Here is a 23595-nt window from a genome sequence, read left to right on the forward strand (position 1 = left end):
CCTGGAGAGCCGCCGGAGTGCTTCTCGGGCCGCTGCCCACGGGCCCCGCGGCCGGGGTTGCCCGGACAGCCGTGCACCGCGGCACTTGGCACTGCGACCGCCGGGCACTGTCCCCGCCACGACTGCATTCAGGGCACGGCAGTGACTACTCCGCCTTCGCGGTGCCCAGTATCGCCACCATCGCCGTACTCCTCCTGTCAGCCGGAGCTCAAGGATGGGCGCGGCCCGCGACCGAGCGCAAAGCCCGCGCTCCGAACACCATGTGGCCGGCCCGTCTGCTCAGGCGCGCCCCGGCCCGGCCTCGCGCGCGAATCGCCCCGCCCCTGCTCGCGACCATGGTGGAACGATGCCTGACGCCCAGCAGCAGCGAAGTGGTCCGGATGAGGACAAGAGGACGACGGTCACCGTCCTTGTCGCCCTCGGCGCCAATCTCGTCATCTCACTGGCCAAACTGCTCGGCGGACTCTTCGCGCACTCGCCCGCCCTGTTGTCCGAGGCGGCGCACTCGGTGGCCGACACCCTCAACGAGGTCTTCCTGCTGGCCTCTCTCAAGCGCAGCACCCGCGCCGCGGACGCCAGACATCCCTTCGGCTATGGCAAGGAACGCTACTTCTGGTCCTTGCTCGCCGCCGTCGGCATCTTCGTGATGGGCGGCTGCTTCTCCTTCTTCCAGGGGATCGAGGCATTGCGTTCGGGCGGCTCCGAGACACGCACCGGCTACGTCGTCGGTCTCTCCGTCCTCGGCGTCGCGCTCCTCGCGGAGGGATCCTCTCTCGTGAGGGCTCTGGTGCAGACCCGCAGCAATGCCCGGCACGCCTCGCGCGGCATGGTGCGCGAGATCCGCGCGGGCGACGACCCTGCCCTGCGGACGGTGCTCGCCGAGGACTCCACCGCCTGCCTGGGTGTCGTGCTCGCCATCGCCGGCGTGGGCCTGCATATGCTCACCGGCGACATCGCCTACGAAGCCTGGGCCTCGCTCCTCATCGGTGCGTTGCTCGTCTTCGTCGCGTTCCAACTGGCAAGCCAATCGCGCGAACAGCTGATCGGCGAGGCTGCCGACCCTGTCCTGCGCCGCGAGATCCACGAGTTTCTCGACGAGCAGCGGGAGATCGATACCGTCAGCACCCTGCTGACCATGCGCCTGGGCACCCGATCCACACTCGTCGCCGTCCGCGTCGACCTGGTCGGCGGGATGGACAGCGAGGAAGTCGAAGAGGTACTCGTCCGCATCAAGTCGGACCTGACCCACCGCTGGCCTCTCGCCGACCAGGTCTTCCTGGACGTCACAGAAGCCACCGCGAAGGACCGCGCCCGTGCCGCCGGTGAACGACGCGAGCTGGACGCGACGGTCGAGGCACAAGAGGCACGCGAGCGAGGCGAGGGCGAAGACACGGGACCGCAGGAGTGAACTGCGGGAGCACGAATACCCATGCCGACAGAGACGTCGGCCCTGTGGAACGGTGCGGCCACCCGGGCGTCGACGCGGTCGCTGCAGACACGGCATCACATCCCATGCGACATGACCATCAATGAACGAGATCAACTCGCGCAACAGGTCCGTGTGCTCCTGCGCTTGCCCGCGCGCATCGTGCTCAGCATGAGGGGCGGCGCGCGGCCAGCAGATCGGGCCTTGGGGCGTGCACGACTTGCAGGCCCTGTGCCTCGAGTTCTGCGCCGATCTGCGAAGCGCTGGCCGGCCACAGCTCGAACGTCTCCCGCTGCCGGCGCAATACCCGTCCGTCTCGTTCGACGTGATAGGTGAAGACCATCCGCACGGTTCCCGCGTCGGGTTCTCGGGTGATATCCGCGCCGTAGATGTCCGGGCCTACCCGGACCGGACCGAGCCGTCCCACCTTCTCGCGCCCGGTCGGCAGTTCGGTGGGCGGAGGGTCGAAGAGCAGTAGCCCGCCGGGCAGGAGCGCGCGGCTGACGGCCTGCCAGGTGGAGCGCCGGGTGGCGGGGTCGAGGCAGGCGATGACGTTGGAGGCGACGGCCAGGTCTGCGACCTCCTCGAGTCCCGCCTTTTCGATGGACTCGGGGTGAAGGGTGACGCGGGCACGCTGGTCAGCGCCCAGACCGGACAGGCGGGACAGCAGGGCCGCGCGCATCGGGGCCGCGGGCTCGACCGCGTGGATCGGCGCGGCGGAGGCGGTCAGCAGGGTCTCGGTGACGATCCCGGTACCCGCACCGACATCAAGGATCCCGTGCCGGGCGTGGCGGGCCGCCTCGGCGAAGCGCCGTTGTGCCAAACGGCGGTCGGTTTCGGCCTGAAGCAGATCGTAGAACTCGACAGAGACCGTGTAGTCGGCGCCGGACTTCTCACTCACGGCACTGCGGCCAGACGAATTCGGGCGCGTAGCGGGCAGGGGCCGCGAGCGCACCGCCGTCGGGACTGGCGAGGAGTCCGGCAAGACAGACGTGGGCGTCCAGGCACCGGCCGCGCCTCTTCAGCGTCCGCAGCAGCCCGGACGCACAGCCAAGGGCCCGCATGTCGGGCCGGAGCCGTGCGAACAACACCCGATTCGCGGTTCTGACCGCCCCGGCCCCGCCACCGTCCTCACTGTTGCCAGGCACGTTGTCCAGCGACAGGTCACCGCACCTGCCGCTCACCCCGTGGATGCGCGCCGTCGCTCGACCGTGGCCGAACTGGGCAAGCGCCTCGGTCCAGGCGATCGGGTGCCCGTAGATGATGGCGGGCGAGGGCCCATCGGCAGGCAACAGCGTCACGACCGGCATCAGCTGCCTCCCTCGCTCGCGCCTCGTCTGCCTGTTCTCGACCCTACGATCAGACCACCCCCGCGGCACGGTCCCCACGGCCGTTTGCCGACGTTGATCAGGGAAACCCGCACCGTATGACGCATCACGCAGGCGCTTGCCGCACGGTGGTGACCACTGGCACCAGCAGTGGCATGGGGCGCGTGTGCGCTGCTGCGTCGGCGTCCGTGGCGACCGGCTGCTGCTGATCGCCCTCGGCCGGATTGGCCCGAACGGACCCGAACGGAGCGGTGTGCGAGGCCGCGAGCCGGCGCCGCGAAAGTGATCCTCATGGAAACTCGAACACAGCCTCGGCCGGCAGGAGCCATGATCATGGGAACTGTGCCTGTACCAACCGACCCCGACGTCACGCCCGTGCCGCCGCCCGAACCCCCGCCACGCCCGAAGCCCCCAGACCCCGGCGAACCACCCGATGGGCCGAAACCTGTCGAGCCGCCGAGCCCACCGGATCCCCCGCCACCGCCCGGCTCACCCGTCCCGCCACCTGAGCCGCCCGCGCCCCCCAGCCCGGATGAGCCCGACCCTCCGGAGCCGAAGCCGGGCCGGCCTCGCCCAACGGAGCCGCCGGACTGATGGACCCTGCGGCTGACGGCATGGGCACCGCGCCGCCGCGGAGGGTCTTCGTACGCTCGGCGACTCAATGGTCCTGACGCTTCGGCGGCTTCTGGCTGCGCACTGACGGAGCTGCCCCACCCGACCGCGTCAGGTGGGGCGCGGTTGGGGGACCACGGGTGTGGCTTGCGCGATGAGGAGGGCGACGTCGTCGTGGTCGTCCGGGTCGCGCAGGGTGTCAAGGAGCCACCGGCAGGTTTCGTCGAGTGGTCTTCGGGGTTCGTCCAGGGTGTGCAGGAGAGTGTTCAGGCGCTCGTCGATGGATTGGCGGCGGGTCTCGACGAGGCCGTCGGTGTAGAGGACGATCCGGTCGCCAAGATTCAGGTCGAACGCGGTGGTGTGGAAGGGGACACCGCCGACACCGAGGGGTGCACCAGGAGGGAGCTCCAGGAGTCGAGGGTGCCGTCCGGGTGAGGCGAGGACGGGCGGGAGGTGTCCGGCGTTCGCGATGTGGCACCGGTGGGTGTGCGGGTCGTAGGTGGCGTAGATGCAGGTGGCGATGTAGTGCTCGACCCCACAGGTGATCTTGTCGAGGTGCCGCAGGACCTCCGTGGGAGCCAGGTCGAGGTCGGCGAACGCGGACGTGGCGGTGCGCAGGCGGCCCATGGTGGCGGCGGCGTCGATGCCGTTGCCCATGACGTCACCGATGACCAGTGCGGTCTTGTCGCCCGCAAGGGGGATGACGTCGTACCAGTCGCCTCCGACCTCGCTGTATGCCTGTGCGGGTTGGTAGAGGGAGGCGACGTCCAGCCCGGTGGGCTGTGGGAGTTCGCCGGGCAGGAGGCTTCGCTGGAGGGTTTCGGCGGTGTTGCGGACGCTCTGGTACAAGCGGGCGTTGTCGATGGCGACGCCGGCGCGGGCGGCCAGCTCTACGGCAAGCAGTACGTCGTCCGCGTCGAACGGGAGCTGGTTGCGGGCCCGCAGCAGGGTAAACGCGCCGAGGACCTCGTTGCGGGCGATCAGCGGGACCGCGAGGTAGGAGTGCACGCCTGCCTGGGCGAAGATTGCCGCGTTGTCGGCGCCGAGGGCGATGCGCTCCAGATCCTTCTGTCCGGCGTTGGTGACGACGACGGGCCGTCCGGTGTGAACGCATTGGGTGATCAGCCGGTCCGCGCCGTACGGGGCGCGGCCGCCGGCCTGAAGGGCGCCCGCGGCCGGAGTGGCATAGGCCGCGGCCACGGCAAGCGAGCGAAACAGCTCCGGGTCCTTGGAGGGAGAGGAGCGCAGGGCCAGAGCGGCGTCAAGGACATCGACCGACGCCACGTCGGCCAGGTCCGGCACCGCCACCCCCACCAGTTCCTGGGCGATGTGTTCGATCTCCAGGGTCGTGCCTACACGGGCGGACGCGTCGGCGATCATGGTCAGGCGGCGCCGGGCCCGGTCCGTCTCGGCAGCTGCCCGGTGGCGTTCGCTGACGTCGATGACCGAGTTCGCCACACCGATCACCCGCCCGCTGGCGTCCTCGAGCCGGTAGTGCGACACCGACCAAGCGTGATCGTGGTCCGGATCGGCGCGGGTGCGGCCGACGGTGCGCTGGTCGATCAGAGGAGAGCCGGTAAGCAGCGCCCGGCGCATCGCGGACTCGATGGAGTCGACGTCGAGGGACGTGAGGATGTCATGCGGGCGCCGGCCGAGGTGATCGGCCGCCGGCAGGCCGTTGATGCGCTCCAGCTCCGGGTTGACCATCACGTAGCGCAGGTCCGTGTCCAGCAGGGCGATGCCTATGGGAGCCTGCGAGATCAGGCGCTGTGACAGGGCCAGGTCCGTCTCCATCCGCTGCAAGGTGCTCTGATCGGCAGCGATGCCCAAGGCGTAGACGTCGCCGAGGTCGTCCACCAGGCGCATGTTGCGGAACTCCACCAGGCGCGTACCGCCGTCCTTGTGCCGGATCGGGAACGCGCCCGCCCAGCTCTCGCCGGTCCCCATCACCTCGGCGAACAGCTTGACCACCAGGTCCCGCCGCTCCTCGTGGACCAGCAGCCTTGCCGCGTACCGGCCCAGGGCCTCCTCGGCCGTGTACCCGAACACCTCATCGGCCTGAGGGCTCCAGAACACGATCCGGCCACTGGCGTCCAGAACGACCGCAGCCACGCTGAGCAGATCTAGCAACCCTCCCGGCGGCGCCGCCCCCGCCCCGCCGTCCCCCTCCCGCTCGGGGCGTGGCTCGTGGACATCCATCCTGGAGAGCTCCCTCCTCAGCGCAAGCCCACTCAGGACGCGTGCTGGTTGAGGCCTTCCCTTCCATGCTGCTCCCGCAACCGCGTGTCCACGATCCGACAGCATCGCGCGGCACCGCGACACCCATACGTTTCCGAGCGCCGCGAACAGGAGCGCGTAGCTGAACCCGCGCTGGGAGAGCCATCGAGAGGCGGCCGCGGCCAGCAAGAGGGGTGGTCGCAACCAGGGACGGAGCCGGCGTGCCAGCGCCAGCGGGCCGTAACAAGGGTCGCTCCGGTGCGGGCGGCGGGGCCCAGGAGTTTCGCCCTCCCTGCCGACACGCAATGTGACGTATCGCACCATTTGGGTTAAGAGACAGCTCGAGAGTGTGCCGTCGCTCCGAGCCGCCCAGACTTGAGGATCACGATCTACAGGGCAACCTGGCAGAAGGTGCGGTGGGGGCGGCGGGAGCGTTGACGCGGACGGCGACGCCTCGTCGGGCCGCTCATCGGGCCGTTCCGCGCCGGCCGACCATCGAGGTGCGGGTGGGGTGGCTGGCGGGTGGGGGTGCGTTCGATGACGAGGAGCGCGATGTCGTCGTTGAGCTGCCCGCCGGTGTGGGCGAGGAGGTCCCGGTGGATGTGGCGCAGCAGGGAGTCGGGGCCCGCCACGGGAAAGGATGCGACCCGCTCGGCCAGCGGATAGAAGGCTCCCGCGCGCGAGCGGGCCTCGATGACTCCGTCGGTGTAGAGAACCAGGCAGTCCCCGGCCGCGAAGGCGAAGCGGCCCGCGCGCAGAACCGGTGCGGACAGGCTGCCCATCCCAGCGGCGGCGCGGGGTGGCGCGCCGACAGCTCCGATACCTGGCGCCCGTGCACCAGCAACGGAGGCGGATGGCCGCAGCTCAGAGCTCCGCCAGCCGGCCGTCGTCCGGGATCTCGAGCACGAAGGCCGTGACGAAGTGCTCCCCGGCGTCGCGTTCCGTGTCGGCGACCTCCTCCAGGTTCCGGCAAACACTGTCCTCCATTGTGCTGCCACCAACTCGGTCAGTACGACATTCCGGTGAGCCCCCTCACGGAACGCCCCCAGCAGCCGGACGCACTGCTCTCGAAGCGGTCCGCACCCACCCTCACCTGCACGAACACCAAAAGCGGGCAGCAACCGCCTTGGCGTTGCGCGCGCGGGAAGCGCCTGCCGGAGTCCCCCGGACTCAGCCGAGGGCGCGGTCGAGGTTGAAGGCCGCGCTGATCAGGGACAGGTGGGTGAACGCCTGCGGGAAGTTGCCCTGTTGCTCACCGGTGCGGCCGATCTCCTCGGCGTACAGGCCGAGATGGTTGGCGTAGGTGAGCATCTTCTCGAAGGCCAGCCGGGCTTCGTCGAGCCGGCCGGCCCGGACCAGTGCCTCGACGTACCAGAAGGAGCAGATGGAAAAGGTTCCCTCGTCGCCGCGCAGTCCGTCGGGGCTGACCTGAGGGTCGTAGCGGTAGACGAGGGAGTCGGAGACCAGGTCCTCGGTGAGGGCGTCCAAGGTGGAGAGCCACTTCGGGTCGGTGGGCGCGATGAACTTGGCGAGCGGCATCATCAGCACGGAGGCGTCGAGCACGTCGGCGTGCTCGTACTGCACGAAGGCACCCCGGCGCTCCGACCAGCCGTGGTCCATGATCCGTCGGTAGATGGTGTCCCGGGCCTGGCGCCAGCGGCGATGGTCGGCGGGCAGCCCGCGGTGGTTGGCGAGACGGATGGCCCGCTCGATCGCGACCCAGCACATCAGCCGCGAGTACAGGAAGTTCTTGCGGCCGCCGCGGGTCTCCCAGACACCCTCGTCGGGCTGGTCCCAGTTGTCGCACACCCAGTCGACCAACTGGCACAGGTCGTCCCACTGCCCGCTGGAGATGGGCTGCGCCCACTTGTCGTAGAGATATATGGAGTCGATGAGGGCGCCGTAGATGTCGAGCTGGAGCTGGTCGGCGGCTGCGTTGCCGACCCGCACCGGGGCGGAGCCCTGATATCCCTCCAGGTGGGACAGCGCGCGTTCGGGCAGGTCGCAGCGGCCGTCGATGCCGTACATGATCTGGAGCGGCCCGGAGCCGGAGGCGTCGCCGGGGCTGATGTGCGTCGTCAGGAAGTTCATGAAGGCCTCGGCCTCGCCGCTGAAGCCGAGCCTGAGCAGCGCGTAAACGGCGAAGGCGGCGTCGCGGACCCACACGTAGCGGTAGTCCCAGTTGCGCTCGCCGCCCAGCTGCTCGGGCAGGCTGGTGGTGGGTGCGGCGACGATGGCGCCGGTCGGGGCATAGGTGAGGAGCTTCAGAGTGAGAGCGGAGCGGTGCACCATCTCGCGCCAGCGGCCCCGGTAGCGCGACTCGTGCAGCCAGCGTCGCCAGTAGCAGACGGTGGCGTTGAACTCGTGCTCGGCCTCGGCGTGGGCGCAGCCGCGCGGCATCACGTGTTCGCCGAGCTGGTCGAGGGCGAACACCGCCGTCTCCCCCTCGCCCAGCTTGAAGTCGGCCCACGCGTCGCTGCCGTCGCTCTCCAGCGAGACGGTGGACGTGAGCGCCAGGGACCGCTCCGGGGACTCGAAGAGGATCATGCCGTCCAGGGAGCGCAGAGTGTGCCGATCGGCGCCGTAGTTGAACCGAGGGGCGATCAGGGACCGGAACGGCACGGTGCCGCGCACGCACACCACGCGCCGGATCAGCCGGTGCCGGGGCGCCTCGCCCGAACCGTCGCAGCTTACGGGCATGAAGTCCTGCACCTCGCCGACGCCCTCCTCGGTGAAGAAGCGGGTGATCAGCACGTTGGTGTCGGGGAAGTAGAACTGCTTGGTGCGAGCGGGTACGGAGGCGGCCAGCTCGAAGCGGCCACCGCGCTCGGCGTCCAGGATCGCCGCGAAGACGCTCGGTGAGTCGAAGGAGGGGCAGCAGTACCAGTCGATCGTGCCGTTGGTGCCCACCAGGGCCACACTGCGCAGGTCGCCGATGAGTCCGTGCTCTGCGATCGGCAGGTAGCGGGGGCTTTGGGACGGATGCTGCTCGAAGGGTGTCTCGGCCATCTGCGGCCTCCCCGGTCTGGTGTGCGGGCTGCTTCCAGCTTAGGAGCGAGTGCGGCACCGCGGCGTGGGCAGGCGCTCCTGGCGACGGGGTCCGGCGTGCCGGGTGCGCCGAGGCGGGCAGTGGTGCGAGTGTGTCCCGATCGGCGGCACCGGCACGGATGACCGCATCCGTGCCGGTGAGGAGACAACATCCGCGGCGAGAAGTCGGGGGCGGGCCTGCCGGGCAGGGGCCGAAGGCCCTCAGACCGTGCGGGGTCGGGACCGGTACAGCTGGGTGTGGTACCGGCCCGCGGTCTCCAGCCCGGTCGGGTCGTTACCCGCGAGGCGCGCCTGCTCGATGGCGTAGCGCTGTTCCTCCGGACCTGTGAACAGGCGCTGCGGATAGGTCCGCGCCGGGTCCGTCTCGGTGGCCAGCCCGAAGGCGCTCAGCGTGTCGACCACCGGGTGATACGGCACGGTCCGCAGGACGAAGGCGTACACCCAGACCGGGACCTCGGCACACTCCAGAAGCGCCTCGAAGGTGGTCCTGGTGATGTAGCCGATCCCTCCGGTGACCGTGATCAGCCCGGTGCGCGCGACGGCGCGCCGCAGGCCTGGGCCGGGCGGTGCCTGCTCGAGGTTCTCGGCGTAGGCCTCGTCGAGCAGGCCGACGTCGAGGGCATACCGGACGGCCTGGTCCGCCGCGTCGACTCCGATGACCGGTGTCGCGTCCGGGCGGCGCCGGGAGGCGTAGAACTCCTTGTCCACCTCGATGAGTTCAGCGGTCGTGAGGGATTCTGCCTCGGGGCCGGTGTAGTGCTCGTACAGCTCGGCGAGCCTGAGGTCGTAATTGAGCAGCGCGGCATTGATGCCGTAAGAACAGCACAGATCCAGCACCGTGACGGGATCGTGCGTGCCGTGGACGGCTGCCCGGTCGGCCCGGGCGCGACGGAACACGTCCTGGCCATGCTGCGGGATCTCGTATTCCAGTGGTGCGAGCCTGTGGAAGTAGGCGCGCGGATCCGGCTGATTGTAGATGTCGTCGAACCGGGCCTTGCCGGGTGTGGTGGTGTTCGGCCGTACTGAGCTCATGCGACATACCTCCCGCGGTGGGGGACAGGCTGGCGCTGCGCGGATCAACGTGTATCGGACCCGTGCTGGGGGCCGGTAAACAGCGGGGCGAACCGGCCATGTGCCCGACCTCACCCGGCAACGCCGACATGCGCAACCGGCATGCGCTCGGGCCGGTGGGTTTCGGGGCACGGTGAACGCTCGGCCTCGCGGCGTCGTCAGACACGGCACGTCATCGCGCCGACCGAGAGGCCTGCTCAATGACTCATCATCGCACTGCCGCTGCCGCCACGCTCGTCGGCGTCCTGCCGTTCGTGCTCACCGTCGCCGCCCCGGCGCGCCCACCGCCTTCTGTATCGACAGTCAGGCGGAAGCGGGTTTGGGATCGACCGCCGCCGAGGCGCCGGCTGCCGAGTCCACCACCCCGCTCCTGCGCTGTCGTTCCTGCCGCCCCCTCGTACGAAAGCCGACCGCGGCGACGCAGAGGGCGCCGAGGCCGAGCCACGGCGAGACGTAGACGGCGAGGAGCGTGCCGAGGCTGCCGATGAGCAGCAGCATGATCAGCAGGGGGCGGCGCTTGCCCATGCGGTCGGAGATCCGGCCGGAGACCCAGACGGCGGCGATCGCGAACAGCCAGGGGACGGAGGTGAGGAGGCCGACCTGGAACTCGGAGAGGTCGCCGATGTCGTCGAAGATCGAGGGGAGCCAGAACGTCACCGCGTACAGGGCGACGTTGATCGCGAAGTAGATCCAGAGGAAGAGCAGCATCTGACGATCGGCGAGCAGCTTCCAGCGGGAGATCTTCGCGGTGCCGCGCTTGCTCTCGCGGGCGGCCTGTTCGGCGTCGATCGTGGCTACGAGGCCCTGCTTCTCCTCGTCGGTGAGCCAGTCGGCGCTCTCGATGCTGTTGTCCAGGAAGCGGTGGACGACGAAGCCGAGAACGACCGAGAAGAGGCCCTCGATGAAGAACATCCACTGCCAGCCGGCGTGACCGAGGAGGCCGTGCATCTCCATGAGCGCGCCGGAGATCGGGCCGACGATGACGGTCGCCGTGCCGGAGCCCATGAGGAAGACGGAGGTGGCGCGGCCGCGGTGGGAGTCGGGGAGCCAGCGGGAGAAGTAGTAGATGGCTGCGGGGAAGAAGCCCGCTTCCGCGACGCCGAGGAGGAAGTCGCGTAAGCGATGAAGAAGATGCCCGCACCGACACCGAACGCGGCCGCCGACAGACCGGTGTCGGCGCTCAGTTCGTCCTTGGCGAAGCCGATGTTGACCCGGTCCATGTAGTTCACGACGAACCTCCCGGATCCCGTCAGGCAGTCGGTGTCACCAGCGGGGGAAGGCCGGGGTTTCCCAGGCCGGGGCGGCGACGCGCATCGCGGCCGCGTCGTCACGTTCGCGCATCGTGCCGTCGTCGTCGAGCCAGCGCTGGTGCAGGACGGCGAGCCTGTCGCGGTCGAGGGTGACGCCGAGGCCCGGGGCGTCGGAGACGGTCACCTGGCCGTCCGTGAAGGTGATCCGTTCGTCCAGCACGTCCTCGGACTGCCAGGGGTAGTGCGAGTCGCAGGCGTGGCGCAGGTTCGGGACGGTGGATGCCACGTGTGTCATCGCGGCGAGCGAGATGCCCAGGTGGGTGTTGGAGTGCATCGACACTCCGACGCCGAAGGTGCGGCAGATGGCGGCGAGTTCGCGGGTGTTGCGCAGGCCGCCCCAGTAGTGGTGGTCGGACAGGACGACCTGGACGGCGTCGCGCATGAACGCCTCCTTGACCTCGTCGAAGGTCGTCACACACATGTTGGTGGCGAGCGGCACGTCGGTACGGGCGGCGACGGCGGCCATGTTGGGCGTACCGAGCGTGGGGTCCTCCATGTACTCCAGGACGTCCTGCAGCGCCTCGATGACCTTGACGGAGGTCTCGACGGACCAGGCGCCGTTGGGATCGAGTCGCAGCGGGCTTCCGGGGAACGCCTCGGCGAGGGCGCGTATCGCCGCGATCTCCTGCTCGGGCGCGAATACGCCGCCCTTGAGCTTGAAGGAGCGGAAGCCGTAGCGCTCGGTGAACTTGCGTGCCTGGTCGACGATGCCGGCCGGGTCGACGGCCTCGCCCCAGTCGTCCGCCTCGGAGTCGACGCCCTTCGGGTGCTCGCCCCACTTGTAGAAGAGGTAGCCGCTGTACTCGACGGCGTCGCGCACCTTGCCGCCGAGCAGGGCGTGCACCGGCAGGCCCTGTGCCTTGCCGAGTGCGTCCAGGCAGGCGACCTCGAAGCCGCAGACGACGGACAGCCGCAGCTTGTCGGCGGTCTGAACGCCTCGCAGGCCACCCACGTCCACCTGGTTCGTCACCCGCTCCTCGGCCACCGCGACCTCGTCCGCGAGGGTGAACAGGCCGTTGAGGTCTGCGACGGACCGGCCGACCAGCTTCTCGGCGTACGGGCGGGCCAGCTCCAGGTACTTGGTGTCGCCGTAGGTCTCGCCGAGGCCGGTGATCCCGTCCGCGGTGGTGACCTCGATGATCAGGCGGGGGGTGTACGGCTGGTGCACCCCCTGGGCGTTGAGCAGCGGCGGGTCGGCGACGAGGATCGGGGTCAGCCGGACGTCGGTGATCGTCAGGTCGTTCATCGGGCGGCTCCAACGAGGTTCAGGCCGGTGGTGAGCAGTGTTTCGAGGTCGGCGAGGTCCGAAGGGGTCGGGTCGGTGAGGGGCGCGCGGACGGGTCCGACGGGGCGGCCGCGCAGCCGGGCCGCCGCCTTGACCAGGGACACCGCATACCCTGGCCGCCGGTCGCGCAGCTCCACGAAGGGCACGTAGAAGTCGGCGAGCAGCTTGTCGACACGGCTGTTGTCGCCTGCCGACAGGGCCTGGAAGAAGGCGTTGGCGATCTCCGGGGCGAAGGCGTGGACGGCCGAGGAGTAGGCGGGGATGCCGACCGTCGCATAGGCGCGGGCCTGGAGCTCGGCTGTCGGGGCGCCGTTGAAGAAGAGGAAGCCGTCAGGGGCGGCGAGGGTGCTGCGCTGGAGCCGGTCGAGGTCGCTGTGGCCGTCCTTGAGGCCGATGACGCCGGGGATCGCGGCGATCCGGCGCACGGTCTCCGCGTCGTACGTCACGTGGTCGCGCTGGTAGGCGATGAGTGGCAGCCGGGTGCGGCCGGCGATCCTGCTCAGTTGCTCGACCAGCCCGTCCTGCGGGGCCTTGTTGAGGTAGTGCGGCAGGACGAGGAGGGCGTCGGCTCCGGCGTCCTCGGCGATACGGGCGAAGCGCAGCGCCTGGGCGTAGCCGTAGCCGGTACCGGCCACGACCGGGACGCGGCCCGCCGTCACCTCCACGGCGGTCGCGACGACCTGGCCGTACTCGTCCTCGTCGAGCGCGCTGAACTCCCCCGTGCCGCAGGCCGGAAAGAGCGCGCCGGGGTTCGTCTCCAGTTGCCCGGCGAGATAGCTGCGAAAGCCGTCGAGGTCGAGCGATCCGTCGGCCTGGAAGCTGGTGAGCGGGAACGACAGCACGCTTTGGGCCATGCCGTCGCGCAGCCGCGCCGCGGTTTCGGCGAGAGGGGTCCGAGTCACCATGCCGTCTCCGTATGTAGATGACGTTCGCACATGGGGATGGACAGTAGGCTCGGGAGACCACTCCGTCAATGGGTTCGAGTAAGCGAATCGGCATCAAGTGCAGGCGCGGACACGCAGGTCGGGACGGTACGTACGATCGACCCATGTCCGAATCTGTTGAGCCCGTGGTCCGGCCGTCCGAGTCCGGCGTGCGCGAGGTGAAGTCGGCCGCTCGCACGGTCGAACTGCTCGAACTCCTCGCCGACCGCGGCGACCGGCCCGCCCGACTGCAGGAACTCGCCGCCGAGTTGGGCGTCCCGCGCAGCTCCATGTACGCGCTGCTGCAGACCCTGATCGCGCGCGGCTGGGTGCGCACCGACGCCACCGGCTCGCTCTACGGAATCGGCCTGCGCACACTGCTCACCGGCACCACTTATCTGGACACCGACCCCGTGGTCCGCGTGGTGCGCCCGTACCTGGACGATGCCTCGGAGCAACTCGGCGAGACCATCCATCTGGCCCGCCTCGACGGCATGGACATCGCCTACCTCGCGACCCGCGAGTCGCACGAATATCTGCGCACCATCAGCCGGGTGGGGCGCTGGCTTCCCGCCCACGCGGGCGCACTCGGCAAGGCGCTGCTGGCCGAACATCCGGACGCGGCACTGCCCGACGCACCGTACGAGGCACTGACCCCACGCACCCACACCACCCTGGCCGCGCTCGTCGCCGACCTCGCACAGGTGAGGGCCCGCGGCTACTCGATCGACCGCGAGGAGGGCGTCACCGGCATCGTCGGATTCGGCTTCGCGCTGCGCGTGAGCGGCGAAGCGCCGGCGCAGGATGCGATCAGCTGCTCGGTGCCGGTGGCACGGCTCACCGAGGAGCGCGAGCGGCGGATCGTGACCGTGATGCAGAAGGTGCGCGAGGAGATCGAGGCAAGACTCGCTCAGGGCATGGGCGCGGGCGGGGTCGACTGGCGCTGAGCCCCCGGTCTCGACGGGGCTTCGGAGGTTCGCAGACTGCCCGACGTCATGCCCGCCCACAGCACCTGGCAGGGCCCGGCTTCCCGCCTCTGAGCGGCATCCCGCCGCGGAGAGGAGTCACTAACGGAGCGGACACGGCGGTGACACCCGGCAGAAACGGGTGGTCCCTAATTTCTGTCGCACGACAGGAACTCCGCAGGATCACGCCTCCGCGACAGGGGACCGCCATGACCGTGACCACCGACTCCACACCACCGCCTCCCCCTCCGTCGGCCGGCGTCACGGACGACGGCACGCTGGCCACCTTCGGCTACCGCCAGGAACTGCGGCGGCAGATGGGCCGGTACGCGTCCTTCGCCGCCGGGTTCTCCTTCATCTCCGTCCTGACCACGGTCTTCCAGTTCTTCTCCCTGGGCTACTCCTTCGGAGGGCCGCTGTTCTTGTGGACCTGGCCCGCCGTGCTCATCGGCCAACTGCTGGTCGCCGCGTGCTTCGCCGAACTCGCCGCCCGTTACCCCATCTCGGGGGCGATCTTCCAGTGGTCGACCCGGCTGAGCCGCCCGGCCTTCGGCTGGTTCACAGGCTGGATCATGGTGACCGGTCAGGTGGTCGTGGTCGCCGCCGCGGCACTCGCACTGCAGGTCGTGCTGCCCCCGATCTGGTCCGGATTCCAGCTCGTCGGCGGCGACCCGGCGCCCACCACGGCGACCGGGGCGGCCAACGCCGCCCTGCTGGCTCTCGTCCTGCTGGCGCTGACCACGGCCGTGAACGTGCTCGACAACCGCGTCATGTCGGCCGTCAACCGGATCGGCGTGACCGCCGAGATCATCGGCGCGATCCTCATCGTCGTGCTGCTGTTCACCCATGTCGAGCGCGGTGCCGGAGTGACCCTGAAGACGGGCGGCCAGAACGGCACAGTGGCGGCCCTGCTGGTGGGCTCGTTCACCGCGGCATACGTCCTCATCGGCTTCGACAGCGCGGGCGAGATGAGCGAGGAGACCCGTAACCCACGCCGCACCGCTCCCCGCACCATCCTCAGCGCCCTCGCCACGGCGGGCGCCCTGGGCGGCCTGCTGCTGCTCGGCGGTCTCCTCGCCGCACCCAGCCTCTCCGACGGCCGACTCGCCACCGAGGGGTTGAGCTACGTACTCACCAGCAGTCTGGGCGAGGGGGTGGGCAAGGTCCTTCTCGCGGACGTGGCGGTGGCCGTCTCCGTGGCCACCCTCGCCATCCAGACCGCCGGAAGCCGGATGCTGTTCTCGATGGCGCGCGACGGGATGCTGCCCTACTCCGCGCGGCTGGCGAAGGTGTCGCCGCGCACGGGCATGCCCTTCGTCCCGGCGCTGGTGGTGGGCGGGCTGGCCGCGGCGCTCGCGCTGCTCAACCTTGCTTCCCCGGAGGCGTTCGTGGCCATCGGCACCACGTGCATCGCGATGCTGTATCTCGCGTACCTCGGGGTGACTGCGCCGATGCTGGTCCGCCGGCTCAAGGGCCAGTGGCCCGGGACGGATTCCACAGACCGTGACGAGCTGGGCCGGCCCCTGTTCTCCCTCGGCCGCTGGGGTCTGCTCGTCAACGTGCTCGCCGTCGTCTACGGGTTGTTCATGACGGTCAATCTGTCCTGGCCTCGCGCGCAGGTGTACGACCCGGCAGGGGGCCACTGGTACTTCCAGTGGTTCACCGTCCTGTTCGTCGGCGCCACGGTGGCCGCCGGCGCGGTGTACCGGAGCCGCGCAGGCGCCTCCCCAGCGGCCAAGGGCCCGGAGCACAAGGAGCCGGCCGAGGCCGTGGGTATCTGAGCGGTCACACGCCCGGCCACGTCGTCACCACTGCGCCGTGAGGAGTCGTCATCATTGCGCCGCGAGGAGCTGTTGCCCCTCGCGGCGCAGCCGTGCCAGGGAGCGCTGCGGCACGCCCGCAATCCGCAGTGCCGCGTCGGCCGTCGCCACGGCGAGGGCCGCCGCGTCGCGGGCAGGGTCGGCGCGCCGGATGAGGATCACGCTTTCGGTGAGGCCGAAGAGGAGGTCCGTTCGGAGCGCCAGCTCCTCGGCACCGAGAGCCGCGCCCTGCTCCGTTCCCGCCAGCAACTCCCCGTAGCACGCCTTCAGTTCGGTACGTACCTGGTGGAAGACGCCAAACCGTTCCGTCTGCACCTCGGGCAGAAGGTACAGGGCCCCGAGGTTGTGCGGGCCACGGCACAGCAGCGTCACGTCGGAGTGGCACAGGGCCCACAGCCTCGCCTCGGCGGCTGCTCCTGTACGGCCCACCAGGTCGCGGGCGATCTCCAGCGAGGGGCGGACGGTCCCTTCGAGCAGCGCCGCGAGGATCGCTTCCTTGCCGTCGAAGTAGTGGTAGAGCGACGCCTGTCGCAGGCCGGCCCGCTCGGCGACCGCCCGGGTGGAGGTCGCGGTGTAGCCGTGCGTGGTGAACAGCTCGGCCGCGGCGGCCAGAACCTCTTCGCGCGGCTCGAGCCCGCTGGCGGGACGCTCCTGGGCGCGCGGGCGGCCGACTTTTCTGGTGGTGGACGGGCTCACTCCGTGATCCTCGCACAGGCCCGCGAGATCCCCGCGGGCCGAGCCGCCGAAGTGAGATGCCGGTTACCGCGCCGAAATGCCCGGGCAATGGCCCCGACTTGGCCTGAGCCTAATTTCTGTCGCACGACAGAAATAGCGTCGAGCCGGAGGTTCAACCGTGGCGACAGCTTCAGAGACAGCGTCGGCCTATGGTGCCCGCGATCACGCCCGCGCCCAGGACGGCACACAGTGCGACACCATGCCCGTACTCCCGGCCGGCAGTTGGCCGACGCCCCCCGAGGGCATCGCAGCCGGGGATCTCGTGTGGGCCGAGACCCTGGCAGGCGGCAACTACACCCACAAGATCCTCGCGCGTGGCACCGAGTTGCGCCTGACCGACCTCACCGGCGACGCGTGCGCACACGTCCTGCTGTACTGCGCCGACCGCCCCTGGGAGCGGCTGAACGCGGCCGACACGGTCAAGGTGTTCTGGAACGCCTACCTCGGCGAGGGGCATCTGCTCCTGTCCGACCAGGGCCGGGTTCTCGCCTCTGTCGCCGAGGACACCTCCGGCCGGCACGACGCCCTCAGCGGCACCTCCACCCTCGTCCGCAACACCGAACGGTACGGGGACGGAACTCCCCAGTCGGCCACCCCGGCCGGACGTGAGCTGTTCAAACTCGCCGCCCTCAAGAACGGCCTCGGCCCGCGGGACATCCCGCCGTCCGTCTCCTTCTTCCAGGGCGTACGGATCAGCGAGGACGGCGCCACCTGCTTCACCGGCTCCGCGGGCGCCGCCACGTCCGTCACGCTGCGCGCCGAGCAGCCGCTGACCGTACTCGTCGTCAACGTCCCCCACCCACTGGACCCGCGGCCCGCGTACACCTGCGGACCGCTTGAGGTCCTCGCGTACCGGGCAAGGCCGACGGCCCCCGGCGACACGCTGTGGGACGCCACGCCCGAGGCCCGCCGCGCCTTCCTCAACACCGCCGAGCACCTCCACGCCAAGGGGATCGCATGACCGCCACCACCGCCCCTGCGGGCCGCGTCGTCTGCGACCGGACCGTCCCCGCCCGCTCCGCCTGGTCCGCCGTCGTGCGCACGGGCCAGCTTCTGACCATCACCGACCTGTACGGGAACCAGGCCGCGGACTTCCTCGTCTACGACGCCCACGACACCTCCGTGCGCTACAGCGCCCCCGACACCATCCAGGCCCAGGGCAACATCTTCCTGACCACCGGCTCGGTGCTGCTGTCCAACGAGCACACCCCGCTGATGACCGTCGTCGAGGACACCTGCGGTCGCCACGACACCGTGGGCGGCGCCTGCTCCAAGGAGTCCAACACCCTCCGCTACGGACACCACACCTGGTCCCAGCACGCCTGCGTGGAGAACTTCCTCGCCGAGGGCAGCAAGCACGGACTGGACAAGCGCGACCTGGTCTCCAACATCAACTGGTACATGAACGTGCCCGTCGAGACCGACGGCACCCTCGGCATCGTCGACGGCATCTCGGCCCCGGGCCTGAAAGTCGTACTGCGCGCCGAGACCGACGTCATCGCGCTGCTGTCCAACTGCCCGCAGATCAACAACCCCTGCAACGGATTCCGGCCGAGCGCCCTGCAGACGACGATCACCGAGCCGGACGAGAGCTGAAGCCCATGACGTTCGACACCCTGCTGGTCGCCAACCGTGGCGAGATCGCGTCGCGCATCATCCGCACCGCTCGCCGGATCGGCCTGCGCACCGTCGCGGTCTACTCCGACCCGGACCGGGGCGCCGAGCACGTCCGGCTGGCCGACGAGGCCGTCCGGCTCGGCCCGGCCCCTGCCAAGGACTCCTACCTCGACGCCGCTTTGATCCTGAAGGCCGCCAAGGACTCCGGAGCCGGCGCCGTCCACCCCGGCTACGGCTTCCTGTCCGAGGACGCCGGCTTCGCCCGCCGCTGCGCCGAAGCGGGTCTGGTCTTCGTCGGCCCCACCCCCGAACAGCTGGAGCTGTTCGGCGCCAAGCACACCGCGCGCGCCGCCGCCCATGCGGCGGGTGTGCCTCTCGCCCCGGGCACCGGGCTGCTGCCCGACACGGACGCCGCCCTCGCGGCGGCCGAGGCGATCGGCTACCCGGTCATGCTCAAGGCGACCGGCGGGGGCGGCGGTATCGGCATGCAGGCATGCCACGACGCGGACGCCCTCGAAGACGCCTGGGAGCGGGTGCAGCGCGTGGCCGCTGCCTCCTTCTCCTCCGCCGGCGTCTTCCTGGAACGGCTCGTCGAGCGCGCCCGCCACGTCGAGGTGCAGGTCTTCGGAGACGGCGAGGGCCGCGTCGTCACCCTCGGCGACCGCGACTGCTCGCTGCAGCGCCGCAACCAGAAGGTCCTGGAGGAGGCGCCCGCCCCTGGTCTCCCGGACGCGGTACGCGAGCAACTGACGACCTCGGCACGGGAGTTGTGCGCGACCGTGAACTACCGCTCCGCCGGCACGGTCGAGTTCGTGTACGACGCCGCCCGCGAGGAGGCGTACTTCCTCGAGGTCAACACCCGCCTCCAGGTCGAACACCCGGTCACCGAGGAGATCTACGGCGTCGACCTCGTGGAGTGGATGCTGCGCCTCGCGCAGGGCGACACCACGGTCGTCAGCGTGCCTTTGACACCGCAGGGCCACGCCGTCGAGGCACGCATCTACGCAGAGGACCCCTCCCGCGGCCACCGGCCGAGCGCGGGCCTGCTGACCCGCGTCGCCTTTCCCGAGGGCGTCCGCGTCGACACCTGGGTGGAAACCGGCACGGAGGTCACCACCTCCTACGACCCGATGCTCGCCAAGGTCGTCGCGCACGGCAGCGACCGCGCCGAGGCGCTCGACAGGCTGGACGCGGCCCTCGCCGCGACCCGCCTCGACGGCATCGAGACCAACCTCGGTCTGGTGCGCGCCGCGCTCCAGGACGCCGACGTGCGCCAGGCGGCCCACTCCACCGCTTCGCTCGCCACCGTCAGCGACCCGACGCCGCGCATCGAGATCGTCACTCCCGGCACCTTGACCACCGTGCAGGACTGGCCCGGACGCACCGGCCACTGGCAGGTCGGCGTCCCCCCGTGCGGACCGATGGACGACCTCTCCTTCCGGCTCGGCAACACCGCGCTCGGCAACACCGAAGGCGCACCCGGCCTCGAGTGCACCCTCCAGGGCCCGTCCCTCCGCTTCACCCACCCGACGACGGTGTGCGTCACCGGCGCGCCCGCACCGGTGACCGTCGACGGCATCGCCGTACCGCAGTGGGAACCGGTCACCGTCGAAGCCGGGCAGACCCTGGCCGTCGGGTCACCCGACGAGCACGGCCTGCGCACCTACGTGCTGTTCGCCGGCGGCCTGGACATACCGGAGTTCCTGGGCAGCGCGGCCACCTTCACCCTCGGCCGCTTCGGCGGACACGGCGGCCGCGCCCTGCGCGCGGGCGACGTCCTGCACGGCGGCGAGCAGCGCCCGCAGACCTCCGTCGTGCCCCTCGACCGGCGCCCGGCCTTCGCCGGCGAGTGGGACATCGGCGCGGTCGAAGGCCCCCACGCCGCCCCCGAGTTCTTCACCGACGACGACATCCGCGACTTCTACACCGCCAGCTGGAAGGTGCACTTCAACTCGGCGCGCACCGGTGTGCGCCTCGTCGGGCCCAGGCCCCGGTGGGCGCGCATCGACGGCGGCGAGGCGGGCCTGCACCCGTCCAACATCCACGACACCCCGTACTCCGTCGGCGCCGTCGACTACACCGGCGACATGCCCGTCCTGCTCGGCCCCGACGGGCCCTCCCTGGGCGGCTTCGTCTGCCCGGCGACGATCGTGACCGGACAGCGCTGGAAACTCGGCCAGCTCCGTCCCGGCGACACGGTCCGCTTCGTCCCGGTGACCACCGAGGCCGCCGCCGGGCTGCGGCGGAACCCGGCAGCGGCCCCGCGCGCCGACCGGGAGGCCGTCGTCGACGGCGGCATCCTCGCCCGCCTGCCGCAGACCGGGACCCGCCCGTCGGTCACCTACCGGCGCAGCGGCGACGACAACCTCCTCATCGAGTACGGACCGATGCAGCTCGACCTGGCCCTGCGCATGCGGATCCACGCACTCGCGCAGGCGCTGGCCGGGCAGCGGCTCGACGGCGTCGAGGACCTGACTCCGGGCATCCGCTCCCTCCAGGTACGGACAGATCCCGACGTCCTGCCTCAGGAGAAGCTCCTCGAGATCGCCCGGCGCGTTGAGGAGGAACTCCCCGCCCCCGACGAGCTGGTGGTTCCCAGCCGGATCGTCCACCTGCCGCTGTCCTGGGACGACCCGGCGACCCGCGAGGCCATCGCCCGCTACATGGCGGGCGTGCGCGACGACGCCCCGTGGTGTCCCTGGAACATCGAGTTCATCCGCCGCGTCAACGGCCTGGAGACCGTGGAGGACGTGTACCGCACCGTCTTCGACGCCGAATACCTGGTGATGGGGCTGGGAGACGTGTACCTGGGCGCACCGGTCGCCACCCCCCTGGACCCGCGGCACCGGCTGGTCACGACCAAGTACAACCCGGCCCGCACCTGGACCGCGGAGAACTCGGTCGGCATCGGCGGCGCGTACCTGTGCGTCTACGGCATGGAGGGCCCGGGCGGCTACCAGTTCGTCGGCCGCACCACACAGGTGTGGTCGGGCTGGCAGCAGCGCGGCGCCTTCGAGCCGGGCAGGCCCTGGCTGCTGCGCTTCTTCGACCGGATCAAGTGGTACCCGGTCGAGGCGGAGGAACTCCTGGAACTGCGCGCGGACATCACGTCCGGCCGGTTCGTACCGAGAATCGAGGAGGGTTCCTTCTCACTCGCCGAGTACCAGCGGTTCCTCGCCGAGAACGCGGAGTCGATCGCCGGGTTCCGGGCCGGGCAGAGCGCGGCGTTCCGCGCGGAGCGCGACGCCTGGGAAGCGGCCGGCGAGTTCACCCGCGAGCCGGCGGCCGCCGAGGCCGACCCACAGGCCACCGACGTCAAGGTCCCCGAGGGCGGCCACCTGGTCGAAGCCGAGTTCACCGCCTCCGTCTGGCAGGTCAACGTCGAGGTCGGCGACCACGTTTCGGCCGGGCAGCCGCTCCTGGCGCTGGAAGCGATGAAAATGGAGTCCCGGGTGCCGGCCCCCGCCGACGGTGTCGTCACAAAGATCCTGACCAAGCCGGGCAGCCAGGTCGAGGCGGGCACCGCCCTCGTCGTCCTCGCTCCCGTCGAAACCGTGGAGGCAGCCGCGTGATCACCGCAGTGGAACGGGTAAGGGCCGCCTACACACGCATCGCGCAGGTGGACCGGCCCGAGGTGTGGATCGGCCTGCGCCCGCAGGCCGATGCGGAGTCGGACGCCGCCGCGGTCGACGCGAAGGTCGCCGCCGGTGAGCGGCTGCCGCTGGCCGGGACGGTGCTCGCGGTCAAGGGCAACATCGACGTGGCCGGACTGCCGACCACCGCCGGCTGTCCCGCCTACGCCTACGAGCCGGACACCGACGCGCCGGCCGTGGCCCGTCTGAAGGCCGCGGGCGCCGTGGTCCTCGGCACCACGAACCTCGACCAGTTCGCGACCGGCCTGGTCGGCACCCGCAGCCCGTACGGCACGGTCCGCAACGCCCTCGCCCCGGAACGCGTGTCCGGCGGTTCCTCGTCCGGCTCGGCGGTCGCTGTCGCGCTCGGCATCGCCGACATCGCGCTCGGCACGGACACCGCGGGCTCGGGCCGTATCCCGGCGGCCTTCAACGGCATCGTCGGTCTCAAGCCGACGTTCGGACTGATCCCGGCCGAGGGCGTCGTCCCGGCCTGTGCCTCGCTCGACTGCGTCACGGTCTTCGCCCGCACGCTCCCGGAAGCCGAGCAGGCGCTGTCGCTCATGGCAGCACCGTCCGGGCGGGCGCTGCCGGCTCCGGCCGCGCGTCGCCCCGGACCGTGGCGGATCGCCGTCCCGGAACTCGGGCAACTGGGCCGGCTGGACACCGGCTGGACCGAGGCGTTCGAAGCGGCGGCGCAGCGGCTCGCCGACGCGGGCGCCGAGCTCCTGCCTGTCGACCTCGCACCGTTCACGGAAGCGGCGGCGATGCTGTACGAGGGCGCGTTCGTCGCCGAGCGCTACACAGCCGTCGGCGCCTTCATCGACGCGCACAAGGACTCGCCGGACCTCGACCCGACCGTGGCCGGAATCATCTCCCGGGCCAGGGACATCCCGGCCCACCAGCTCTGCGCCGACCAGCAGAAGCTTGCCTCTCTCCGCGCCCGGGCCCAGGCCGGCCTGGGCGACGCGGACGCGCTGCTCCTGCCGACCGCACCGGGCCACCCGACCATCGCCGACGTCGCGGCCGACCCCGTGGGCGTCAATGCCCGGCTCGGCCGCTTCACCAATTCCACCAACCTCTTCGACCAGGCCGCGGTCGCCGTGCCCGCAGGCGACGTGAACGGGCTCCCGTTCGGTGTCATGCTGATCGGCCCGGCCTTCACGGACGAGCGGCTCGTCCGCATCGCCGGGCTGCTCACCTCCCCGCCCCAGCGGCTCGCGGTGGTCGGCGCGCACCTGTCCGGACAGCCCCTGAACGGCCAACTGCTCGCCGTGGGCGGGCGACTGGTGCGCACCACCACGACCTCGCCCGCCTACCGGCTGTACGCACTGAACACCCTCCCTCCGAAGCCGGGACTGGTCCGGGTGGGCGAAGGCGGAGGCGGAGGCACGATCGAGGCCGAGGTGTGGCAACTGCCCGCCGAGGGACTGGGTACGCTCCTCGCCGCGTTGCCCCGCCCGATGGCGCTCGGAAACGTGGAACTCGCGGACGGAAGCTTCGTCACCGGCTTCCTCTGCGAGCCACAGGCCGTCGAGGGTGCCCACGAGATCACCTCATACGGCAGCTGGCGCGCGTACCTGGCCGCTCTCCCCCGCCCCTGAGA

Annotated in this window: 18 protein-coding genes; 7 read left to right on the top strand and 11 right to left on the bottom strand. The window is 70.6% G+C overall.

Going from position 1 to position 23595, the window contains the following annotated elements; genetic code table 11:
• Positions 1 to 346 precede the first annotated feature (346 nt).
• On the top strand, positions 347 to 1408 hold the full coding sequence (locus ACWIGU_RS24255) for a cation diffusion facilitator family transporter (protein ID WP_454403791.1): 1062 nt from the start codon (positions 347 to 349) through the stop codon (positions 1406 to 1408).
• A 184-nt stretch (positions 1409 to 1592) separates the two neighbouring features.
• Here the strand turns inward: ACWIGU_RS24255 and ACWIGU_RS24260 are convergent, their stop codons facing one another.
• From ACWIGU_RS24260 to ACWIGU_RS24305, 10 genes are all read right to left on the bottom strand, one after another.
• Positions 1593 to 2327: a class I SAM-dependent methyltransferase gene (locus tag ACWIGU_RS24260; RefSeq protein WP_454403792.1), complete on the bottom strand. Its 735-nt coding sequence runs from the start codon at positions 2325 to 2327 to the stop codon at positions 1593 to 1595.
• Positions 2320 to 2736, bottom strand: coding sequence for a hypothetical protein (locus tag ACWIGU_RS24265; RefSeq protein ID WP_454403793.1), 417 nt, complete (start codon positions 2734 to 2736; stop codon positions 2320 to 2322). The genes ACWIGU_RS24260 and ACWIGU_RS24265 overlap by 8 nt, the downstream gene beginning before the upstream one ends.
• A gap of 741 nt (positions 2737 to 3477) precedes the next feature.
• Positions 3478 to 5565: a SpoIIE family protein phosphatase gene (locus ACWIGU_RS24270; protein ID WP_454403794.1), complete on the bottom strand. Its 2088-nt coding sequence runs from the start codon at positions 5563 to 5565 to the stop codon at positions 3478 to 3480.
• Between the two features lie 407 nt (positions 5566 to 5972).
• Entirely contained in the window at positions 5973 to 6365 is a 393-nt protein-coding gene (locus ACWIGU_RS24275; RefSeq protein WP_454403795.1) for a SpoIIE family protein phosphatase, read from the bottom strand.
• A gap of 82 nt (positions 6366 to 6447) precedes the next feature.
• The gene (locus ACWIGU_RS24280; RefSeq protein WP_454403796.1) at positions 6448 to 6570 is read right to left on the bottom strand and encodes a hypothetical protein; all 123 of its coding nucleotides are present in this window, start codon (positions 6568 to 6570) and stop codon (positions 6448 to 6450) included.
• 183 nt (positions 6571 to 6753) lie between these two features.
• The gene (locus tag ACWIGU_RS24285) at positions 6754 to 8592 is read right to left on the bottom strand and encodes a glycoside hydrolase family 15 protein (RefSeq protein WP_454403797.1); all 1839 of its coding nucleotides are present in this window, start codon (positions 8590 to 8592) and stop codon (positions 6754 to 6756) included.
• A gap of 240 nt (positions 8593 to 8832) precedes the next feature.
• Positions 8833 to 9663: a hypothetical protein gene (locus ACWIGU_RS24290; protein WP_454403798.1), complete on the bottom strand. Its 831-nt coding sequence runs from the start codon at positions 9661 to 9663 to the stop codon at positions 8833 to 8835.
• A gap of 342 nt (positions 9664 to 10005) precedes the next feature.
• Positions 10006 to 10959 carry an MFS transporter gene (locus tag ACWIGU_RS24295; protein ID WP_454404015.1) on the bottom strand — a complete coding sequence of 318 codons (954 nt, stop codon included), beginning with the start codon at positions 10957 to 10959 and terminating at the stop codon, positions 10006 to 10008.
• Between the two features lie 6 nt (positions 10960 to 10965).
• Entirely contained in the window at positions 10966 to 12258 is a 1293-nt protein-coding gene (locus ACWIGU_RS24300; protein ID WP_454403799.1) for a glucarate dehydratase family protein, read from the bottom strand.
• A complete protein-coding gene (locus tag ACWIGU_RS24305; RefSeq protein WP_454403800.1) occupies positions 12255 to 13202 on the bottom strand; it encodes a 5-dehydro-4-deoxyglucarate dehydratase in 948 nt (315 codons plus the stop codon). The genes ACWIGU_RS24300 and ACWIGU_RS24305 overlap by 4 nt, the downstream gene beginning before the upstream one ends.
• 143 nt (positions 13203 to 13345) lie before the next feature.
• On the opposite strand from ACWIGU_RS24305, the gene ACWIGU_RS24310 reads away from it, so the two are divergent.
• Together ACWIGU_RS24310 and ACWIGU_RS24315 are read left to right on the top strand one after the other, a co-directional pair.
• On the top strand, positions 13346 to 14167 hold the full coding sequence (locus ACWIGU_RS24310) for an IclR family transcriptional regulator (RefSeq protein ID WP_454403801.1): 822 nt from the start codon (positions 13346 to 13348) through the stop codon (positions 14165 to 14167).
• A gap of 227 nt (positions 14168 to 14394) precedes the next feature.
• Positions 14395 to 15966, top strand: coding sequence for an amino acid permease (locus tag ACWIGU_RS24315; RefSeq protein WP_454403802.1), 1572 nt, complete (start codon positions 14395 to 14397; stop codon positions 15964 to 15966).
• A 51-nt stretch (positions 15967 to 16017) separates the two neighbouring features.
• Here the strand turns inward: ACWIGU_RS24315 and ACWIGU_RS24320 are convergent, their stop codons facing one another.
• Entirely contained in the window at positions 16018 to 16701 is a 684-nt protein-coding gene (locus tag ACWIGU_RS24320) for a TetR/AcrR family transcriptional regulator (RefSeq protein WP_454403803.1), read from the bottom strand.
• A 238-nt stretch (positions 16702 to 16939) separates the two neighbouring features.
• Here ACWIGU_RS24320 and ACWIGU_RS24325 point away from each other — a divergent pair, with 238 nt between their 5' ends.
• From ACWIGU_RS24325 to atzF, 4 genes are read left to right on the top strand one after another with little or no spacing between them, the layout of a single operon-like run.
• Positions 16940 to 17701: an urea amidolyase associated protein UAAP1 gene (locus ACWIGU_RS24325; RefSeq protein WP_454403804.1), complete on the top strand. Its 762-nt coding sequence runs from the start codon at positions 16940 to 16942 to the stop codon at positions 17699 to 17701.
• Entirely contained in the window at positions 17698 to 18336 is a 639-nt protein-coding gene (locus ACWIGU_RS24330) for an urea amidolyase associated protein UAAP2 (RefSeq protein WP_454403805.1), read from the top strand. Before ACWIGU_RS24325 ends, ACWIGU_RS24330 begins: the two co-directional genes overlap by 4 nt.
• 5 nt (positions 18337 to 18341) lie before the next feature.
• Positions 18342 to 21929, top strand: a complete 3588-nt coding sequence (gene uca, locus ACWIGU_RS24335) for an urea carboxylase (RefSeq protein ID WP_454403806.1) — start codon at positions 18342 to 18344, stop codon at positions 21927 to 21929.
• Positions 21926 to 23593, top strand: coding sequence for an allophanate hydrolase (atzF, locus tag ACWIGU_RS24340; protein ID WP_454403807.1), 1668 nt, complete (start codon positions 21926 to 21928; stop codon positions 23591 to 23593). Before uca ends, atzF begins: the two co-directional genes overlap by 4 nt.
• The last annotated feature ends 2 nt before the right edge of the window (positions 23594 to 23595 follow it).

Source organism: Streptomyces sp. NPDC055400, from assembly GCF_053644375.1.